Annotated in this window: 13 protein-coding genes; 7 read left to right on the top strand and 6 right to left on the bottom strand. The window is 59.0% G+C overall.

Annotated features, from left to right (window positions below):
• Positions 1-86: 86 nt before the first annotated feature.
• The 4 genes from leuA to PSH97_RS22555 all read right to left on the bottom strand — a co-directional run bounded on the left by leuA (position 87) and on the right by PSH97_RS22555 (position 5,316).
• Complete coding sequence (leuA, locus tag PSH97_RS22570) at positions 87-1,766, bottom strand: 2-isopropylmalate synthase (RefSeq protein WP_305446775.1); 1,680 nt, start codon at positions 1,764-1,766, stop codon at positions 87-89.
• A gap of 376 nt (positions 1,767-2,142) precedes the next feature.
• Positions 2,143-2,964, bottom strand: a complete 822-nt coding sequence (locus PSH97_RS22565; protein WP_305446774.1) for a peptidoglycan DD-metalloendopeptidase family protein — start codon at positions 2,962-2,964, stop codon at positions 2,143-2,145.
• Between the two features lie 3 nt (positions 2,965-2,967).
• Entirely contained in the window at positions 2,968-4,347 is a 1,380-nt protein-coding gene (gene xseA / locus PSH97_RS22560) for an exodeoxyribonuclease VII large subunit (protein ID WP_038981755.1), read from the bottom strand.
• Between the two features lie 72 nt (positions 4,348-4,419).
• Positions 4,420-5,316, bottom strand: a complete 897-nt coding sequence (locus tag PSH97_RS22555) for a LysR family transcriptional regulator (protein WP_305446773.1) — start codon at positions 5,314-5,316, stop codon at positions 4,420-4,422.
• 100 nt (positions 5,317-5,416) lie between these two features.
• On the opposite strand from PSH97_RS22555, the gene PSH97_RS22550 reads away from it, so the two are divergent.
• The 4 genes from PSH97_RS22550 (at position 5,417) to guaA (ending at position 10,098) form a co-directional block, all read left to right on the top strand.
• On the top strand, positions 5,417-6,184 hold the full coding sequence (locus PSH97_RS22550; protein WP_305446772.1) for a sulfite exporter TauE/SafE family protein: 768 nt from the start codon (positions 5,417-5,419) through the stop codon (positions 6,182-6,184).
• 77 nt (positions 6,185-6,261) lie between these two features.
• A complete protein-coding gene (locus PSH97_RS22545) occupies positions 6,262-6,810 on the top strand; it encodes a sugar ABC transporter ATPase (RefSeq protein ID WP_305446771.1) in 549 nt (182 codons plus the stop codon).
• Between the two features lie 141 nt (positions 6,811-6,951).
• A complete protein-coding gene (guaB, locus tag PSH97_RS22540; protein WP_123358100.1) occupies positions 6,952-8,421 on the top strand; it encodes an IMP dehydrogenase in 1,470 nt (489 codons plus the stop codon).
• A gap of 99 nt (positions 8,422-8,520) precedes the next feature.
• Positions 8,521-10,098 (top strand): glutamine-hydrolyzing GMP synthase, encoded by a 1,578-nt coding sequence (gene guaA / locus PSH97_RS22535; RefSeq protein WP_007903619.1) that lies wholly within the window; start codon positions 8,521-8,523, stop codon positions 10,096-10,098.
• Between the two features lie 333 nt (positions 10,099-10,431).
• Here guaA and PSH97_RS22530 read toward each other — a convergent pair whose 3' ends face one another.
• Both PSH97_RS22530 and treR read right to left on the bottom strand, forming a co-directional pair.
• Complete coding sequence (locus tag PSH97_RS22530; RefSeq protein ID WP_305446770.1) at positions 10,432-13,407, bottom strand: membrane-targeted effector domain-containing toxin; 2,976 nt, start codon at positions 13,405-13,407, stop codon at positions 10,432-10,434.
• A 104-nt stretch (positions 13,408-13,511) separates the two neighbouring features.
• Positions 13,512-14,216 (bottom strand): trehalose operon repressor, encoded by a 705-nt coding sequence (gene treR / locus PSH97_RS22525; protein ID WP_305446769.1) that lies wholly within the window; start codon positions 14,214-14,216, stop codon positions 13,512-13,514.
• 237 nt (positions 14,217-14,453) lie between these two features.
• Between treR and treP the strand changes: the two genes are divergently transcribed.
• From treP to PSH97_RS22510, 3 genes are all read left to right on the top strand, one after another.
• Positions 14,454-15,896, top strand: coding sequence for a PTS system trehalose-specific EIIBC component (treP, locus tag PSH97_RS22520; protein WP_305446768.1), 1,443 nt, complete (start codon positions 14,454-14,456; stop codon positions 15,894-15,896).
• Positions 15,897-15,942: 46 nt separating this feature from the next.
• Entirely contained in the window at positions 15,943-17,592 is a 1,650-nt protein-coding gene (treC, locus tag PSH97_RS22515) for an alpha,alpha-phosphotrehalase (RefSeq protein WP_305446767.1), read from the top strand.
• A 107-nt stretch (positions 17,593-17,699) separates the two neighbouring features.
• Positions 17,700-18,923: a maltoporin gene (locus tag PSH97_RS22510; protein ID WP_305446766.1), complete on the top strand. Its 1,224-nt coding sequence runs from the start codon at positions 17,700-17,702 to the stop codon at positions 18,921-18,923.
• Positions 18,924-18,941 lie beyond the last annotated feature (18 nt).

The raw sequence follows: 18,941 nt of genomic DNA, 5'->3' as shown, positions 1-18,941 counted from the left end.
GAGGCATTCCCACGCGGAGCTTGGGAACGATCAACAAAAAGGCCCCGAGGTTCACACCCCGGGGCCTTTTACATTGCAGCGCAGACTTACGCCGCTTTCGCTTCCGGCTGGCTCAGGGAGCGGTTCAGCGCGCTGAACAGCGCCTTGAAGCTGGCAGTTGTGATGTTTTCATCGATGCCGACGCCGTGCACCGCACGCTCACCGTTTACGCGCAGTTCAATGTAGGCCGCAGCCTTGGCATTGGTACCCGCGCCGATGGCGTGTTCGTTGTAGTCCATGATTTCCACCGGAATCGGCAGACCGGCCACCAGTGCTTCCAGAGCGCCGTTGCCCTTGCCACGCCAGTGCAGGTTGGTTTCGCCCTGACCTTTGCTGGAGACTTCCACTTCCACGGCGCTGTGACCGTTTTCTTCCTGCAAGCGATGGCTGACCAGCGCATACGGGGTGTTGGCCTGCAAGTACTCGCTGTGCAGCAGCGCATGGATCTGCTGGGCCGTCATCTCAAGGCCCAGGCGATCGGTTTCACGCTGCACGACCTGGCTGAACTCGATCTGCATGCGGCGCGGCAAGTTGATGCCGTATTCCTGTTCCAGCAGGTAAGCGATACCGCCCTTGCCCGACTGGCTGTTGACGCGAATTACTGCCTCGTAGCTGCGGCCGATATCCGCCGGGTCGATCGGCAGGTACGGCACTTCCCACAACTCGTCCGGTTTCTGCTGGGCGAAGCCCTTGCGGATCGCATCCTGGTGGGAGCCGGAGAACGCGGTGTGGACCAGGTCGCCGACGTACGGGTGACGTGGGTGCACAGGAATCTGGTTGCACTCTTCGACGACTTTGCGCACGCCATCGATGTCGGAGAAGTCCAGCTCAGGGTCGACGCCCTGGGTGTAGAGGTTCAATGCCACAGTCACCAGATCGACGTTACCGGTACGCTCGCCGTTGCCGAACAGGCAGCCTTCGACACGGTCGGCGCCGGCCATCAGGCCCAGCTCGGTGGCGGCCACGCCAGTGCCACGGTCGTTGTGGGTGTGCAGGCTGATGATCACGCTGTCACGACGATTGATGTGACGGCCGAACCATTCGATCTGGTCGGCATAGATGTTCGGGGTGGCGCATTCGACGGTCGCAGGCAGGTTGAGGATCACCTTGTGCTCAGGCGTCGGGTTCCACACTTCGATGACCGCGTCGCAGACTTCTTTGGCGAATTCCAGTTCGGTGGCGCTGAAAGTTTCTGGCGAGTACTCGAAGGTCCACTGGGTTTCCGGCTGCTGGGCGGCGTATTTGACGAACAGCTTGGCGGCGTTCACGGCGATGGCCTTGATCCCGTCCTTGTCCTGATTGAAGACAATGCGGCGGAAGGAAGGGGAGGTCGCGTTGTACAGGTGAACGATGGCTTTCTTGGCTCCGCGCAGGGATTCGAAGGTACGTGCGATCAAGTCTTCACGACCCTGGGTCAGCACCTGAATGGTGGTGTCGTCCGGGATGTGGCCGTCTTCGATCAGGGTACGCACGAAGTCGAAGTCGGTTTGCGAAGCGGCCGGGAACGAGGCTTCGATTTCTTTCACGCCGACTTGCACCAGGGTTTTCCAGAAACGCAGCTTCTTGACCGCGTCCATGGGCTCGATCAGCGACTGGTTGCCGTCACGAAGGTCCGAGCTGCACCAGATCGGCGCTGCGGTAATAGTCTTCGATGGCCAGGTGCGGTCCGGGATATCGATGGTCGGGAACGCGCGGTATTTCGAAGACGGGTCTTTGAGCATGCTCATCGGAAAATCCTTATTGTGTGGGCCGAAAAAAGGCGGCCTGCCGGTGGATCAAATGTTCTGGGGATAAAGCGTAAGACGAGGCACCGCGATTCAGCCTGGCAGTCGTGCACTGACAAGGCACAGGCTGCGGTGCTGGCGGAGCTGAATGAGGGTGTGAGAGGTTTTCATGCCTTCAACCCTAACCGCGAGGGGAAAGGATGGCAAGCAGTCGAAAAACTTTGAGAGGAATAGTCGAAAAAGACTATTTGTCGCGATTTTATTGCTTGGAATGGCAGTGATTGTTTTTATATTTGCGTGAGGTTTGAGCGATGCGCAATTGGAGATTGGCGATGAAGTGCCAAGTCAATGTAGCTATCCCAAGTGCCTCAACAACTATTTAAGGCTGAAACGCCCCAATAAAAATCGCCGGATCCACCCGCGCATCATTCAGGCTGATGTTCCAGTGCATATGCGGCCCGGTCGCGCGCCCCGTGGAACCGACTTTGCCGACCACGCCACCACGGGCCAATTGCTGCCCAACTTTCACGTCGATCTTCGACATGTGGCAGAACATGCTGATAAAGCCCTGGCCGTGGTCGACGAATACCGTATTACCGTTGAAGAAGTAATTACCGATCAGGATCACTTTGCCGGCGGCCGGGGTTTTGATCGGCGTGCCGGCGGGCACTGCGAAGTCGAGGCCCGCGTGGGGATTGCGTTCTTCGCCATTGAAAAAGCGGCGCACGCCGAACTTGCTCGACAGCGGCCCGTTGACCGGTTTGTCCAGCAGCAGATTGCTCGGGGTGTTCGGGCTGAAGCTGCGGTAGGCCTGGATCTGCTCGGCCAACTCACCCTCGATGCGCTTGAGATTCGCCGGGTTCGGGTTGACCTGCTGGGTATTTTTCAGGGTGATGTGCTGTTCCGGGTATTTCTTGCTGCCGACGGTGAAGTTCAGGTTTCGACCGCCGCTGCTAAGCGACTGGCTGCCCGGTTTGATAGTCAGCGGCACGCCGACGATAGCCAGCCAGTTGTTCTGTTCCCTGACCACCAGCACCGGTTTGCCTTGATAGCTGGCTTTGGGTGCCTGGGCGGAGCTGCCCAGATCGACCACCGCCACGCCACCCGGCACCGGTTTGTTCAACAGGCGGGTGATGTAACTGTCGGCGTGGGCGTTGACGGTCAGGCACAGCAACAGCAGCGGAGCTAAAAAACGCGGCATGGATCAATCCAGTAAAGAAAGGGTGACAGGCGTCAGGTGATTGTCTTCGACCCGCACTTGCAGCTCGCCTTCACCCAGTTTGGCTTTCAGGCGCTGGCCGGTATGGGTCTGCGCGGCGCTGCGAATCGCGTTGCCGCGCTCGTCCAGCAAAATGCTGTAGCCACGCGCGAGGGTCGCCAACGGGCTGACCACGTGCAGCGTCTGCATCTGACTTTGCAGTTGCAGGCGACGGGATTTAAGCCCTTCCCGCATGGCCCGGGGCAGGCGTTCGGCGAGGCTGTCGAGGCGCTGGCGGAGCATCGCCAGTTGCCGGCCGGGATGTTGCCCGGCGAGGCGGGTTTCCAGGCGAATCAAACGTTCGCGACGGGTATTGAGGCTGCGCTCGAACGCCCGGCGCATGCGCATGTCCAGATCATCCAGACGTTGTGCTTGCTGACGCAGGCGTTCGCCGGGATGGCGCAGGCGCCGGGCCATGCCTTCCAGACGCAGACGATCACGCATCAAACGGTCGCGGATGCGCATCACCAGGCGTCGATGCAGACTTTCGACTCGACGTACCAGATCACTGGAATCCGGCGCGAGCAGTTCGGCGGCGGCGGAGGGTGTCGGGGCGCGGACGTCGGCGACGAAGTCACTGATCGACACGTCGGTTTCGTGGCCGACGGCGCTGACAATCGGCGTCACGCAGGCGTCCACGGCGCGAGCCACGGCTTCTTCGTTGAAACACCAGAGGTCTTCCAGCGAACCGCCACCACGGGCCAGGATCAGCGCGTCGAAACCGCGGGCGTCCGCCAGTTTCAGTGCACGGACAATTTGCGCGGTGGCTTCGCGACCTTGCACGGCGGTGGGGATCAGCGTCAGTTGGATCTGCGGCGCGCGGCGGCGGAACACACTGATGATGTCGCGGATCACCGCGCCAGTGGGCGAGCTGATGATGCCGATGCGTTGCGGGTGCGCCGGCAGCGGCACTTTGCGCTCGGCACTGAACAGGCCTTCGGCGCTGAGCTTTTCCTTCAACGCATCGAAAGCCAGACGCAGGGCGCCGTCACCGGCCGGTTCCACGGTATCGAGAATCAGTTGGTAGTCACCACGGCCTTCAAACAGCGAAACCTTGCCGCGAACCTTGACCGCCAAGCCGTCCTTCAGCGCCTGGCGAACCCGTGCGGCGTTCTGCCGAAACAGCGCGCAACGCACCTGGGCGCCGCTGTCCTTGAGGGTGAAATACACATGGCCGGACGCCGGGCGGGCGAGGTTGGAGATTTCGCCTTCGACCCAGATGTTGCTGAACACGTCTTCGAGCAACACCCGCGCGCGGCCGTTGAGCTGGCTGACAGTCAGGACTTCACGGTCCAGGCCGAGTCTTGCAAAGGGATCTTTAATCATGGGGTGCAGTTTAAAGGCATTCGACGATCAATCTCCATGAGTCAGCGTAAATCCCTTGTGGGAGCGGGCTTGCTACGGCGATTGGGTGAAGTGCTGGATGAATTGCTGAACCAGCGCAGGGGGACTCTGCCGATAGGCGAGGGCGACGGTGCTGTGGCAATCCGGGTCGGCCAAGGGCAGAAAGTGGATATCCGGCGGCGCGATGTCCTGCATCGATTCAGGCAGCAGCGCGATGCCGAACCCGGCCTGGATCAATTGCAGTTGCGTGGTTTTGCGCGACACCACTCGAGCTGGTCGGGGAAAGAACCCCTGGCGCATGCACAACTCGGCGGACAGATAGCTCAGGCCCCCACGCTGTGGATGAGGAATGGAAATGAACGCTTCATTCTTCAACTGCGCCAGATCGATACCTTGCGCGGACTTATCCACAGCCAGCCGATGATTCGGCGGCACCGCCAGCAACAGGCGCTCGCTGTATAGCGGAACAATCTGCACCCCTTCACGCTGACGCAGCACCGGCAGGCGCAACAACCCCACATCAAGGCGACCTTCGGCCAATTCTTCCAGTTGCGCCTCGGAGGACAGCTTGACGATGTCCATCGACACACCGGCGTGCTGATCGAGATAAGCGCTGATGCCGCGCAGCAGCCGACCGCTCATGGGCACGGTGCTGGAGTGGCTCAGGCGCAAAACGCCCAGTTGACCGGTGCCCACTTGAGTGGCCATTTCGCTGGCCTTGGTCAGTTCGTTCAGCAGGTTTCTGGCCCGAGGCAAAAACGCTTCACCCGCCGCCGTCAGTCGGGGTTGGCGCGCAGTACGTTCGAACAGCGGCGTTTGCAGCCGGGTTTCCATGTCCTTGATCTGCCGGCTCAAGGCCGATTGAGCAATAAACAGTCGTTCGGCTGCAGCGCTGAAGCTGCCGCTCTCGGCGATTTCCACGAAGTAGCGCAATTGACGGGTTGAAAGCACCAGATATGCCTTTTTGAGATGGGTAGTCGACCTTGAAGATATTAGTCGCAACGCTAGGCGCTGGCTAAAGTCATCACAGGAATTAAAGGAAGCCGTATCGATGAGTGTGCTGGAGTTGTTAAACCAATGGCCGTGGGGGGCGGTGGATTGGCTGGTGATCGGGTTGGGCGTTGCCCTGGCCTACATCGTGTTCGGCATCGCTGGTTTTGGCACTGCGCTGGTGGCCGGGCCGATTCTGATCCTGTTCATGCCGCTGTCGAAAATCGTGCCGCTGCTAGTGCTGCTGGATTTCGTCGCGGCGTTCGGCAATCTGCTGCCCTCGCGACGGGATGTGGCGAGGCCCGAATTGCTGCGACTGCTGCCGTGCATGGCGGTGGGCTGCACGTTGGGGGTGATTTTTCTGCTGAACCTGAAGTCCGATGTATTGCTGCTGTTGATGGGGCTGTTTATCAGCGCCTATGCGGTTTACAGCCTGTGGATTAAAACCCGCCCGGCGCAATTGTCCGCCGGGTGGGCGGTGCCGATGGGCACGGTGGGCGGGATGTTCGGCGCGCTGTTTGGCAGTGGTGGTTTCTTATATGCAATCTATTTGAACAGTCGGTTGCCCAAGGATGCGGCCCGGGCAACCCAGAGCGCGCTGATCAGTTGCAGCACCGTGGTGCGTTTGAGCCTGTTTGCCATCGCCGGTGTGTATGCCGAGCTACCCTTATTGGTATTGGCGCTGTGTTTGTTGCCGGCGATGGCGATGGGGTTGTGGATCGGCCGGCGGTTGACCATGAAATTGTCCCGCGAGGCATTCGTGCGGCTGGTGACCTGGCTGGTGCTGGCCAGCGGGATTGCCTTGATCGGGCGTTATTTGAGTACTTGACCGGATTTCGTCAGGGATTAAGCTGCCGGCCGTCCTGACGCCGTAGAAATATCCATTTGACGCAGTAGGCTTGCACCATGAATTCCCAAAGCATCATCGTCCCGAAAATCTCCACCCTGCCGGTACACGAACCCCGGGCCCGGGCGGTCGTGCGTTGGCTGGTGCGCAAGAACATCATTAAAGAAGAACTGACCACCTGTGGCCGCACCGGCAATCGCATGGCCCACGCCATCGCCGACGGCGCCCGTGCCGTGGTCCTGCACCCTGATGCGCTGCCGTTCGGCGAGCCAGTCAATGGCCTGGAGATCATCACCAAGCGCTGCATCTACACACCGGCCAAGGGTTTTCTCGAAGAGGCCGGCTGCGCCGAGTGCCGCAAGGAAATAGGCGAAGCGCTGTTCGAGAGCCTGGAAGACTGGATGCCGGGACGCACCGATAATTTCACCTGTCCTGAATGCGGGCATGAAGACGACATCAACGGGTTTCTGTTCTTGCAGGAATGCGGCTTTTCCAACCTGGGGTTCATCTTCAATAACTGGCTCGAAGCCGGGTTCAAGCAGAGCTTTATCGATGAGTTTGCCGAATGGCTGGATCACCCCGTGAGTTGGGTCAAAGTCGAACTCTGATTGCCAGCGCCGTTCCCTTCCGTGGACGGCGTTTTCTCCGTATGTCAGTAATGCCAATAATAGACAGAGTTTTACATTGAACCCGAGGGGGTGTCTGACTATAATGGCGCGCTTCCATTTTCCCGCTCGGGAGCCCCCGCGATGCTGCGTATCAGCCAAGAAGCTCTGACCTTCGACGACATTCTTTTAGTGCCCGGTTATTCCGAGGTTCTTCCTAACGAAGTCAGTCTCAAGACCCGCCTTACCCGTGGCATCGAGCTGAACATTCCTCTGGTTTCTGCCGCCATGGACACCGTTACTGAAGCCCGTCTGGCAATTGCCATGGCTCAGGAAGGTGGCATCGGTATCATCCACAAGAACATGACCATCGAGCAGCAAGCTGCCGAAGTGCGTAAGGTCAAGCGTTACGAAGCCGGCGTGGTCAAGGACCCGATCACCATCGAGGCTGACGCCACGGTTCGTGAACTGTTCGAACTCACCCGCCTGCACAACATCTCCGGCGTTCCGGTACTGCACGATGGCGACCTGGTCGGCATCGTCACTTCCCGTGACGTGCGTTTCGAAAACCGCATGGACGCCAGCGTCCGTGAAGTGATGACGCCTAAAGAGCGTCTGGTCACGGTCAAGGAAGGCGCCGACAAGAACGACGTCCGTGAGTTGTTGCACAAGCACCGCATCGAACGCGTACTGATCGTCGACGACAAATTCGCCCTCAAAGGCATGATGACCGTCAACGACATCGAAAAAGCCAAGGCTTACCCGCTGGCCAGCAAGGACGACCAAGGTCGTCTGCGCGTTGGTGCTGCAGTCGGTACCGGTAAAGACACCGGTGACCGCGTAGCTGCCCTGGTCCATGCCGGTGTTGACGTAGTAGTGGTCGACACTGCTCACGGCCACTCCAAAGGCGTGATCGACCGCGTTCGCTGGGTCAAACAGAACTTCCCTGAAGTGCAGGTCATCGGCGGCAACATCGCCACCGGCGCTGCCGCCAAGGCCCTGGCCGAAGCCGGCGCTGACGCAGTCAAGGTCGGTATCGGCCCTGGCTCGATCTGCACCACCCGTATCGTCGCCGGTGTCGGCGTCCCGCAAATCAGTGCCATCGCCAACGTCGCCGCTGCCCTTGAAGGCACTGGCGTTCCGTTGATCGCCGACGGCGGCATCCGTTTCTCCGGTGACCTGTCCAAGGCCATCGTTGCCGGTGCCTCCTGCGTGATGATGGGCTCGATGTTCGCCGGTACTGAAGAAGCGCCAGGCGAGATCGAACTGTTCCAGGGCCGTTCGTACAAGGCTTATCGCGGCATGGGTTCGCTGGGCGCCATGTCCCAGGCTCAAGGTTCCTCCGACCGTTACTTCCAGGACTCCTCCGCGGGTGCCGAGAAACTGGTTCCGGAAGGCATCGAAGGGCGTGTTCCGTACAAGGGCACCCTGAGCGCCATCATCCATCAACTGATGGGCGGCCTGCGTTCTTCCATGGGCTACACCGGTAGCGCCGATATCGAAGAAATGCGCACCAAGCCTGAGTTCGTGCGGATCACCGGCGCTGGCATGGCCGAGTCCCATGTTCACGACGTGCAAATCACCAAAGAAGCGCCAAACTACCGCGTAGGTTGAGGCTTCAAGCAAATCGTTAAGCAACCGGGGCTGTTCTATTCAGCCCCGAGTTGTTTCTGAATCACGACTGTTTCTGAATTACTTAGACGAGACTGAATCATGGCCCTCGACATTCACGCCCACCGCATCCTGATCCTCGACTTCGGTTCCCAGTACACCCAGCTGATCGCTCGCCGCGTGCGTGAAATCGGCGTGTATTGCGAACTGCATCCGTTCGACATGGACGACGAAGCGATTCGCGAATTCGCTCCAAAAGGCGTCATTCTCGCCGGCGGCCCCGAGTCCGTGCACGTAGCCGACAGCCCGCGCTGCCCGCAGGCGGTGTTTGACCTGGGCGTACCGGTCTTCGGTATCTGCTACGGCATGCAGACCATGGCTGAACAGCTGGGTGGCAAGGTCGAAGGTTCCGAGCTGCGTGAGTTCGGTTATGCCCGCGTTGACGTGGTCGGCAAGAGCCGTCTGCTCGATGGTATCGAAGACCACATCGACGCCGATGGCCTGTTCGGTCTCGACGTGTGGATGAGCCACGGTGACAAGGTCACCAAGATGCCGGAAGACTTCCACATCCTGGCCAGCACCCCGAGCTGCCCGATTGCTGGCATGTTCAACGATGCTCGCGGCTACTACGGCGTGCAGTTCCACCCGGAAGTGACCCACACCAAGCAGGGCGGTCGCATCCTCTCGCGCTTCATCCTCGACATCTGCGGCTGCGAAGCCCTGTGGACACCTTCGAAGATTGCTGAAGACGCCATCGCCCAGGTCCGTGCCCAGGTTGGCACCGACAACGTGTTGCTCGGTCTGTCCGGCGGCGTTGACTCCTCGGTGGTTGCCGCGCTGCTGCACAAGGCCATCGGCGACCAGCTGACCTGCGTGTTCGTCGACAACGGCCTGCTGCGCCTGCACGAAGGCGAGCAAGTGATGGCCATGTTCGCCGAGAACATGGGCGTCAAGGTGATTCGTGCCAACGCCGAGGACCAGTTCCTCGACAACCTGGCAGGCGAAAGCGACCCAGAGAAGAAGCGCAAGATCATCGGCCGTACCTTCATCGACGTATTCGATGCCCAGTCCAACAAACTGGATAACATCAAGTACCTCGCCCAAGGCACTATCTACCCGGACGTGATCGAGTCGGCTGGCGCGAAAAGCGGCAAGGCGCACGTGATCAAGTCGCACCACAACGTGGGCGGCCTGCCGGAAGAAATGAACCTCAAGCTGGTTGAACCCCTGCGCGAGCTGTTCAAGGACGAAGTCCGTCGTCTGGGTCTGGAGCTGGGCCTGCCGTACGACATGGTCTACCGTCACCCATTCCCGGGCCCGGGCCTGGGCGTGCGGATCCTCGGTGAAGTGAAGAAGGAATACGCCGACCTGTTGCGTCGCGCGGACCACATCTTCATCGAAGAACTGCGTAAAGCCGACTGGTACCACAAGGTCAGCCAGGCGTTCGTGGTGTTCCAGCCGGTGAAATCGGTTGGCGTTGTCGGCGATGGCCGTCGTTACGCCTGGGTCGTTGCCCTGCGTGCCGTGGAAACCATCGACTTCATGACCGCGCGTTGGGCACACCTGCCTTACGAACTGCTGGAAACCGTCAGCGGCCGCATCATCAATGAAATCGAAGGCATCTCCCGCGTCACCTACGACGTGTCGAGCAAGCCGCCAGCGACGATTGAGTGGGAATGATCCCGTTGCACGCATAGCAATGACGTACCGAAGAAAACCCTGGCCTTGGCCAGGGTTTTTTTTGGGGGCTGCCGCCGCGATGGTTTCGCTTGTACTCGGGGTCAGGCCGGAATACGGCTTTGCAGGCTCAAACCGGTCTGATTTAGAGCCGAAGACAATTGTTCCAGACTGGCGTAGGGAACGTCGCTGACCTGGGCCCATGATGGACGATGGATGGAATAGCGCCCGTCGGCCAGTTTAGTGTTGGCGCGGGACCATGGTCGAAAAACGACAGTGGGTCAGTGACACTGAAAAAGGCCCCGTGAACGCGAGTTCACGGGGCCTTTTTGCATTTCAGGAATTTGCCACCTGGACCGATCTGAGACCCAAAAGCCGTAGCGCTGCCGAGAACTCTCCGAGGCTGGCATAGCGCCGTCCGCTGATGGAGGGCCAGTTTGCCCGCTCAATATAGAACGCGCCATGGTCACGCTGGACCGGTGTGCGAATGATAGAGCCGTCGCTGCTTTTATGAATGAGCATGGCTTTGCCGTCGATGTTCATCACCGTGCAATTACCTGGTTCGAGCAGGGCTTTTTCCAGGGTTTCGGCCAGCGTGACACTGCGCGGCATATCCATTTGCAGGCGCAGATCGCTTTTAACGCTGGGCAAAGGTCGGCCGAAGTTATCTGTAGGAATGCGCCCCGGATCCACCTCGACCCCTCTCGCCGTGCCCGCCGGAGTGCTTTCGATACGCAAGCTGATGCCACCTTCCAGTTCGCTCACACCGGGCACGCCTTCCCATGTGCTGGCATGGCTGTCGCCCACCAGAGCGACCCAGCGATGGGCGCCGCGGGTGGTCTGATCGGCCTTGATGACTTCGTGGGCGAAGAAATTCATCATCTTCTGCCGAAAGTTGCTGCTCACACTGCGCATTCCGGTGCTCTGGTAACTGGCCATGCAGTCAATGGCCTGAAGACGAATATGGCTTTTGCGAGCGGCCTTGACCACTTCAAGAAAGGTGTACTGGCCACTGGGATCGGTGCGGTGCCCTCTATCCAGGTTTTTCAGATAACGCTCCAGTTTATCGGACAACGTACCGGTTCGATTGAAGGCGTCCAGGTCGGCCTGATGGAAGTCTGTAAGCAGGTGCTCCATATAGAGCGTTTTGACTTTTTGCTTGCTCAGCACCTCCATGTTTTCAATCAGAAACTGTTTGCTGGCCACGCTGGAGTGGCTCTCGCCCACCACCAGGCTCGATGTGTTGCGCAGCAACTTCTTGATGATGTCCTTAGTGGGCAGGCGTGCCGACAGGGAAGGTATCTCGGGTCTGGCGGGCAATGGGTTCGATTCGAAAAAAGCGGTGGCATCCCGGTACAGGGTTTGCCTCATGGCTTTGAAGTCTTCGATTGGATTGCTGCCGTCAGCTTTGGGCAGGCTCATCAGGTAGTCTTTGAGGTCGTACTTAACGCCACCCCCCTGAGCGATGCCATCAAGGTCTTCACGCAACGCCTGGGGCATATCGTAGGCGGTCGGCGGGCTGTCGATGTCCGGCAACGGGTCGCTGGCGCGCCCCCAGGGCCACAGTCCGTCGAACTTGCCGCCGCCAAAGAGGCCGGGTCGATTGATGGGCTGCCACTCGCCAGCCTCGTCCAGGCGTATGGGCAAGTTGCGATAGAACGAGTAAGGATTGGTCGGATCGATGATGACCCAGGTTTTCAGTTCGTTGACGTAACGCACAAGGTAGTAGCCGTCATTGATCTGCACATAGTTGCCACCGCTTGGCGGTTGGTAGATGCCTTGGAATTTGCCTTCGGAAGCAATGGGGGACAAACCGTCCAGAATTTCGTTGGTTTCAAACGCCGACAGCAGTGCTGTGCCTTCCTCGGCGTACGCAGGCCCGGGGGCGAATCGGGCAATCGCCGGAGCACCGGAGGCGTCTTCGAGCACTGGCTCGGCGATGTCTTCGTCGAGCGTGAAGGTTTCGCTGGCTTCACCTGCTTCAGCGAGTTCCGACGCGCCGAGCAAGAATGGCAAGTTGAACAGGGTTTCGATACCGCTGCCGATGGCGCCTGCGACGCCGGCCTTGCGATCAGCCTTGGTGCCGCCGTTGATCGCCTGATCGATGTTCAAACCCATGGAGGCAATACCTGCGCCGACGGCGGCCAATGCCACCGGCCAACCTACAGCGGCCATGGAACCAAAGACGTGGACGAAGGCATTCAGATAGCCGATCCACATCTTTTCTCGCAGATCGCCGTTGGAATGCAGCGACAGGTCCGCATCGCTGGCCATGCGTGCTTTCACAGCGTCGCGCAGCCAGGTGAAGGCATCCCCGGAAATGGGCGTGGCCTTTTGATTGATCAGATGGTGATCGTTTCTGCCCCATGTGGAATACAGCAGATCGATCATGGCGTTCAAGCCGATGTGGTCTCCATCCTGCTGCTGCGCGGCCAAGGGGAAGTGAGCCATGAAACGTGCCCGGTTCTGCGCCTGATTGTTCTGCATCAGCAGCCACCAATGCAGATCGGATTGAGTGGCAAAAATGTGGAAGCTATCGAGTTCGCCCGGTGTATAGAGAATCTGCACGCCGTTGCGGTCGGTGATGCAAAGAATATCAGTGGCTGTGTAGCCCCCGATGTCCAGGGCGCAGACGCGTAATTGAGCGTCGGTGGACGCTTGAGCCTCCAGCATCTCGCGGCTGATCGGCCACGTTACGTTGCCGGCTACCGCTTTGATCACGGTCTTGAGATTCTCGTTGTTCAGCCGTGAGTCATCGTGTTCGTCCAGCGCCCGGGCCAGGAAGTTGAGCTTGGCTAGGGTCCGGAAGTCGTCCGAATGGAGCGTCCAGAAACGCTGCATTTTTTCCCGGTACAGGACGCTGAAGTTGATGTTCCAGAGATCTTTCACTACTTCGCTGGGGTACATCCGCACTTCATTGGTTTCGTTGTAAATGGCAGCGTGGGGCCCTTCGTTGTAGAAGCCACCGTAGGCATCCAGAAGATCGGCGTTGTCCTGATCATGGGCGCGAAAACGTTTGGCCAGGAGTTGCGGCAGGGTCAGGGACTCGGACGGTTCCGGGTAATGCTCCCAAAGGAGGAAGGCCTTGGTACTGCTGACCGATGTGTTGTTGAAGCGATGCCACCAGACCTTTTCCGGGTCGATGCCCTTGACCGAATGTTTGTCGAGGAGGCCTTGAGCCGCTTCATGGGCCATGGCATGCAGATCGGGGCAGGCTTCGGTGAAGGGCAGGACGAGGGCCTGGAGATCCTGTTCGTCCGCAGGATTGGGGAGGAGGGATGCAGAGGGGGGGTGAGGTGTGTTCGTGTTCACTTCTCGCTCCTTGAGAAATGTGGATGAAATCGTATGATGAGCCATCCACTCAAGGGCCGTGCACTACATAGTTATGCCATTGACGCTTCAATAATGTGTATCGGTCAGCGCCTGGCGATATCCGAAAAATAGAACTTGTCCAGGGTATGCCTTGATTCGGTGTACTCGAACTGCCTCCCATCCTGCAAAAACGTCTGGTTACTGACCACGATCACATGACTCTGACCGTCGAGGTCCAGGTGTTGCTGGTCGTCCTTGCTCCGCGGTACCGCTTCGATGGTGCGCTGGGCATAGGCGATTTGCAGTTGCAGGGTCTGCTCGATAAAGGCGTAGATCGAGTGCTCGGCGATGTCGCGGGACAGGCCGGGAATCACGTCGCTGACGAAATGGTTGATGTCGAGGATCACCCGCTTTCCATCGATCCGGCGCACGCGCTTGATCCGCGTGATCAGGCTGCCTGCTTCAGCCTTGATGTGTTCGAGCAGCGGGCCTTCAAGGGGGATCTGGGTGAATTCAACCACCTCGGTACTGACGTCGTTGCCCAGTCGCGGGTAGGTTTCCTGAAAGCTGACGATGCCGCCGAGCTGAAATTCGATCGGGTTGGTCGATAGTACGAAAGTGCCTTTACCGTGGACTTTCTGGGCGAAACCGCGCTCCTGCAATTGCTCGATGGCCTTGCGCACCGTGCCGCGACTGGCCTGATAGCTGTCCATCAGTTCGGTTTCGGAAGGCAGTCGTGCGCCGCGTTCCAGGCGTTCGGTCGTGATGCTGGCAAGCAGATCGCTGTAGATCTGGTTGTATTTACTCATGGGGATGGCTCTGTGCCGCGTTGTGCTCAAGGTTTTGAACCTTAAGGGCAGGGTAGGGGTTTGTCCATGTGGCTTTAGGTTTCTTTGACTTCGGAGGTAGGAAATATCGCCGCCTGTCGGGTTCAGGATAAACAAAACCAAACTCGTCTGTACGAGTTGTTGCTTTAACTCGTACAGACGAGTATTTTTCGCTTCGGCGTGCTGCCAATAACAAAAAACTACAGCGGAAGATCAAGCATGAGCCACGACTATCCGAACATCGTTACCGAGCTGCTGCACAGCCTTGGTGGCAGCGACAACCTCGAGCAGGCCGCGCATTGCGTCACTCGCCTGCGCCTGGCCTTGAAGAACCCGAAACTGGTCAACAGTGCCACGCTGAACCAGATCGATCTGGTCAAAGGTTCGTTCTTTACCGGCGGCCTGTTCCAGGTCGTCATCGGCCCCGGCGAAGTGGAAAAGGTCTACGCCGAGCTGCGTCGGCAAACCGGTCTTGCCGCCTCGACCATCGCCGACGTTAAACAAAAAAGCGCCGACAAGATCAACCCGATGCAGCGATTGGTGCGGGTGTTTTCCGACGTGTTCATGCCAATCCTCCCGGCGTTGATCATTGCCGGCCTGCTGATGGGCATCAACAACCTGCTCGGCGCCAAGGGCATGTTCATCGAGGGCAAGACCCTGCTGGATGCCTACCCCAGGCTTGACGGGCTCTGGAGCCTGATCAACCTGATGGCCAACACCTCTTTCGTGTTCCTCCCGGCGCTGGTGGGCTGGTCGGCGGCCAAGCGCTTTGGCGGCAGCGAAATCCTCGGCATCGTCCTCGGCCTGATGCTGGTACACCCGGATCTGCTCAACGCCTGGAACTACGGCAAAGCGGTGGCCGGACTGGAGGGGCAGAGCCTGCCGTACTTCGACATTCTTGGTATTTTTCAGATCGAGAAGGTCGGTTATCAGGGGCAAATCCTGCCGATCCTGCTGGCGGCCTATGTGATGAGCGTCATCGAAAAATGGCTGCGGGCGCGAGTGCCTAACGCGGTGCAATTGTTGGTGGTGCCGATCACCACCATCGTCGTCACCGGCGTGCTGGCGCTGGCGGTGATTGGTCCGGTGACCCGCCATCTGGGGATCCTCATCACCGAAGGCGTGGTTACCCTGTTCGACCTCGCGCCCATGATCGGCGGCGCGATTTTCGGCCTGCTCTACGCACCGCTGGTGATCACCGGCATGCACCACATGTTTCTCGCGGTCGACCTGCAACTGATCTCCACCCAGGGCGGCACTTTCATCTGGCCGATGATCGTCATGTCCAACCTCGCCCAAGGCAGCGCGGCACTGGCGGTGTTCTACATGACCCGCAGTGTGCGGGACAAAAGCATGGCCTCGACCTCGGCGATTTCTGCCTACTTCGGCATTACCGAACCGGCCATGTTCGGGGTCAACCTGCGCTACAAATTTCCGTTTTATGCGGCCCTGATCGGATCGGCCCTAGGCTGCATCTTCCTGTCGCTGAACAAGGTCCAGGCCTCGGCGATTGGCGTCGGTGGTTTGCCCGGTTTCATCTCGATCATTCCGCAGTTCATCCCGATGTTCGTTGTCGGAATGGTGATTGCCATGGTCGTGCCGTTTGTTCTGACCTGCGGGTTGAGCTTGAAAATTGTCCGGCCTGGGTACCGGGTCGCCTGATAGATCACATTCGCCCGTAGGTACAAATTTAAGAAGGAATCCAGCCATGCAAGACTGGCAACGTTCGGTGATCTACCAGATCTATCCGAAGAGTTTTCACAGCCACGCCGGCAACCCCACGGGGGATTTGCTCGGCGTCGTGGCAAAACTCGACTACCTGCACTGGCTGGGTGTCGATTGCCTGTGGATCACACCGTTCCTGCGTTCGCCCCAGCGTGACAACGGCTACGACATCAGCGACTACTACGCCATCGACCCGAGCTACGGGACCATGGCCGACTGCGAATTGCTGATCGCCGAGGCCGGCAAGCGCGGGATCAAATTGATGCTCGACATCGTGGTCAATCACACCTCGATCGAGCACACCTGGTTTCAGCAGGCCCGCAGTAGCCTCGACAACCCTTATCGCGATTTCTACATCTGGCGCGATCAGCCGAACAACTGGGAATCCAAGTTCGGCGGTTCGGCCTGGGAGTACGAAGCCCAGACCGGTCAGTATTACCTGCACTTGTTCGACCACACGCAGGCGGACCTGAACTGGGACAACCCCCAGGTGCGCGCCGAAGTCTTCAAGATGATGCGTTTCTGGCGTGACAAAGGTGTGGGCGGCTTCCGGCTGGACGTGATCAACCTGATTTCCAAACCGGGGGATTTCCCCGAGGACAACAGCGACGGTCGGCGCTTTTACACCGACGGCCCGAACGTCCATGAATACTTGCAGCAGATGCACCGTGAAGTGTTCGAAGGTCATGATCTGATCAACGTCGGCGAGATGTCGTCCACCAGCCTGGAACACTGCATCCGCTATTCGCGGCCAGAGTCAAAAGAACTGTCGATGACCTTCAACTTTCATCACTTGAAGGTGGATTACCCGAACCTGCAAAAGTGGATTCGTGCCGATTTCGACTTCCTTGCACTCAAGCGCATCCTCTCCGACTGGCAAACCGGCATGCAGGCCGGCGGTGGCTGGAACGCGCTGTTCTGGTGTAACCACGACCAGCCGCGTGTGGTTTCGCGTTTTGGTCATGACGGCGAGCATCGGGTGGTGTCGGCGAAGATGCTCGGCACGGCGCTGCATTTTCTGCAGGGCACGCCATTTGTCTATCAAGGTGAAGAGCTGGGGATGACCAATCCGGGCTTCGATCACATCGATCAGTACCGCGACGTCGAAACCCTGAACATCTTTCGGCTCAAGCGCGAAGCAGGTAGCAGCGACGCCGACAACATGGCGGCGATCATGCAGAAGTCCCGGGACAACGGTCGCACGCCGATGCACTGGAACGCCGAGCCGAACGCCGGTTTCAGCGCTGCCGAACCATGGATCGGCGTGCCGGCCAACGCGGCGCAGATCAACGTCGCTCACCAACTCGACGATCCGGATTCCGTGCTGCACCACTACCGTCAACTGATTGCCCTGCGCCGCAGTGAAACGCTGATGTCCGACGGTGTGTACCGGCAAGTATTGCCTGAGCACTCGCGAATCTGGGCGTACGTGCGTGAAGGCCATGGCGAGCGTTTGCTGGTGCTGAACAACTTCTATGGCACGCCGTGCGAAGTCGAACTGCCGGATGACGTGATCAGCGAAACGATGACTCAAAGCCTGGTGATCAGCAACTACCGGGACTGCCCGCCACGAAACCGACAGGTCTTTCTACGGCCTTATGAGTCGTTCGTGCTGCACCTGAGCGATCACTAACACTTAACCTATAAAAACACCGTTAAAAAAAACACGCAGAACGCTGCGCGGGGGAGTTTTGCGCGCCGATTTTGCTGCATCACACAATAAAAATAATGAGGTGGTTCTTGAAAACAACAATAAATCGCAGCCTTGTAGCGGCGGGCGTGTGCCTGGCATTACCACTGTCCGCCCAGGCGCTGGAGTTCGCAGGCTATTTGCGTAGCGGTGTCGGCACCTCGGTCAACAGCAGTTCCCAGTCGTGCTTTCAATTACCGGGCGCGCAGTCGAAATACCGGTTGGGTAACGAATGTGAACAGTATGCGGAGCTGGAGTTGCGCCAGGATCTGTTCACGCTGGACGACGGTTCGGTGCTCAGTGTCGACGGCATGGCCTCGCTGTATAACCAGTACGACCGCAGCCTGACGTTCAACGGCGAAAATGGCTCGGTGCGCATGCCCCAGTTGTATGCGCAATGGTCGAACATGCCCAGCCTCAACGGCGGTTCGCTGTGGGCCGGTCGGCGTTACTACAAGCGGAACGATATCCACATTTCCGACTTCTACTACTGGAACCAGAGCGCCACCGGCGGCGGTATCGAAGATGTGCTGATCGGCGATCTGAAGTACAGCTACGCCTTCTCGCGCAAGGACAACCTGTACCAGAAGGACTACATCAATCGTCACGATTTCAACGTCGCCGGCTTCAACACCAACCCTGGCGGTGAGCTGGAATTCGGCTTGAGCTACATCGACAAACCCGACAGCCGCGACGCTCATCGCGGTTGGGCAATTACCACCCAGCATGTGCAGAAGGGCTTTCTTGGCGGCAAGAATAAATTGGCCTTTCAGTATGGCGAAGGCCCCGGCACCGGGTTGGGCTATACCGGTAACGTGAGGCTGGATGACAGCAGCAAAAGCTACCGCGTGGTGGAGTTCTTCGACTGGCAAGTGACGCCGCGTTTCGGCGGGCAAGTCGAAGCGGTCTACCAGAAAGACATTCGCCCGGACGGCGCTGACCAGAACTGGATTTCCCTCGGGATTCGCCCGGCGTATGCGATCACCGAGCAGTTCAAGCTGGTGACCGAACTGGGGCACGATCAGGTTGAAGCCACGGGCGGGACGCGCAAGCTGAGCAAGTTCACCTTCGCCCCGACCTGGTCACCCAAGGGCCCGGAATTCTGGGCGCGCCCCGAGGTGCGTCTGTATTACACCTATGCCAGCTGGAACGAGGCGGCCAAACGGGCGGCCAATGAACTGGCGGCGGGTTCGGCATTGTCCGACACCGGCGCCTTCGGCACGGCGCGACACGGTTCGAACGTCGGATTGCAGGTCGAGTATTGGTGGAAATAAGCGATGCTGTCGGAGCCT

The organism is Pseudomonas cucumis (genome assembly GCF_030687935.1).
GTDB classification, from domain to species: Bacteria; Pseudomonadota; Gammaproteobacteria; order Pseudomonadales; family Pseudomonadaceae; genus Aquipseudomonas; species Aquipseudomonas cucumis.
This window is presented reverse-complemented; position numbering and strand designations above follow the sequence as displayed.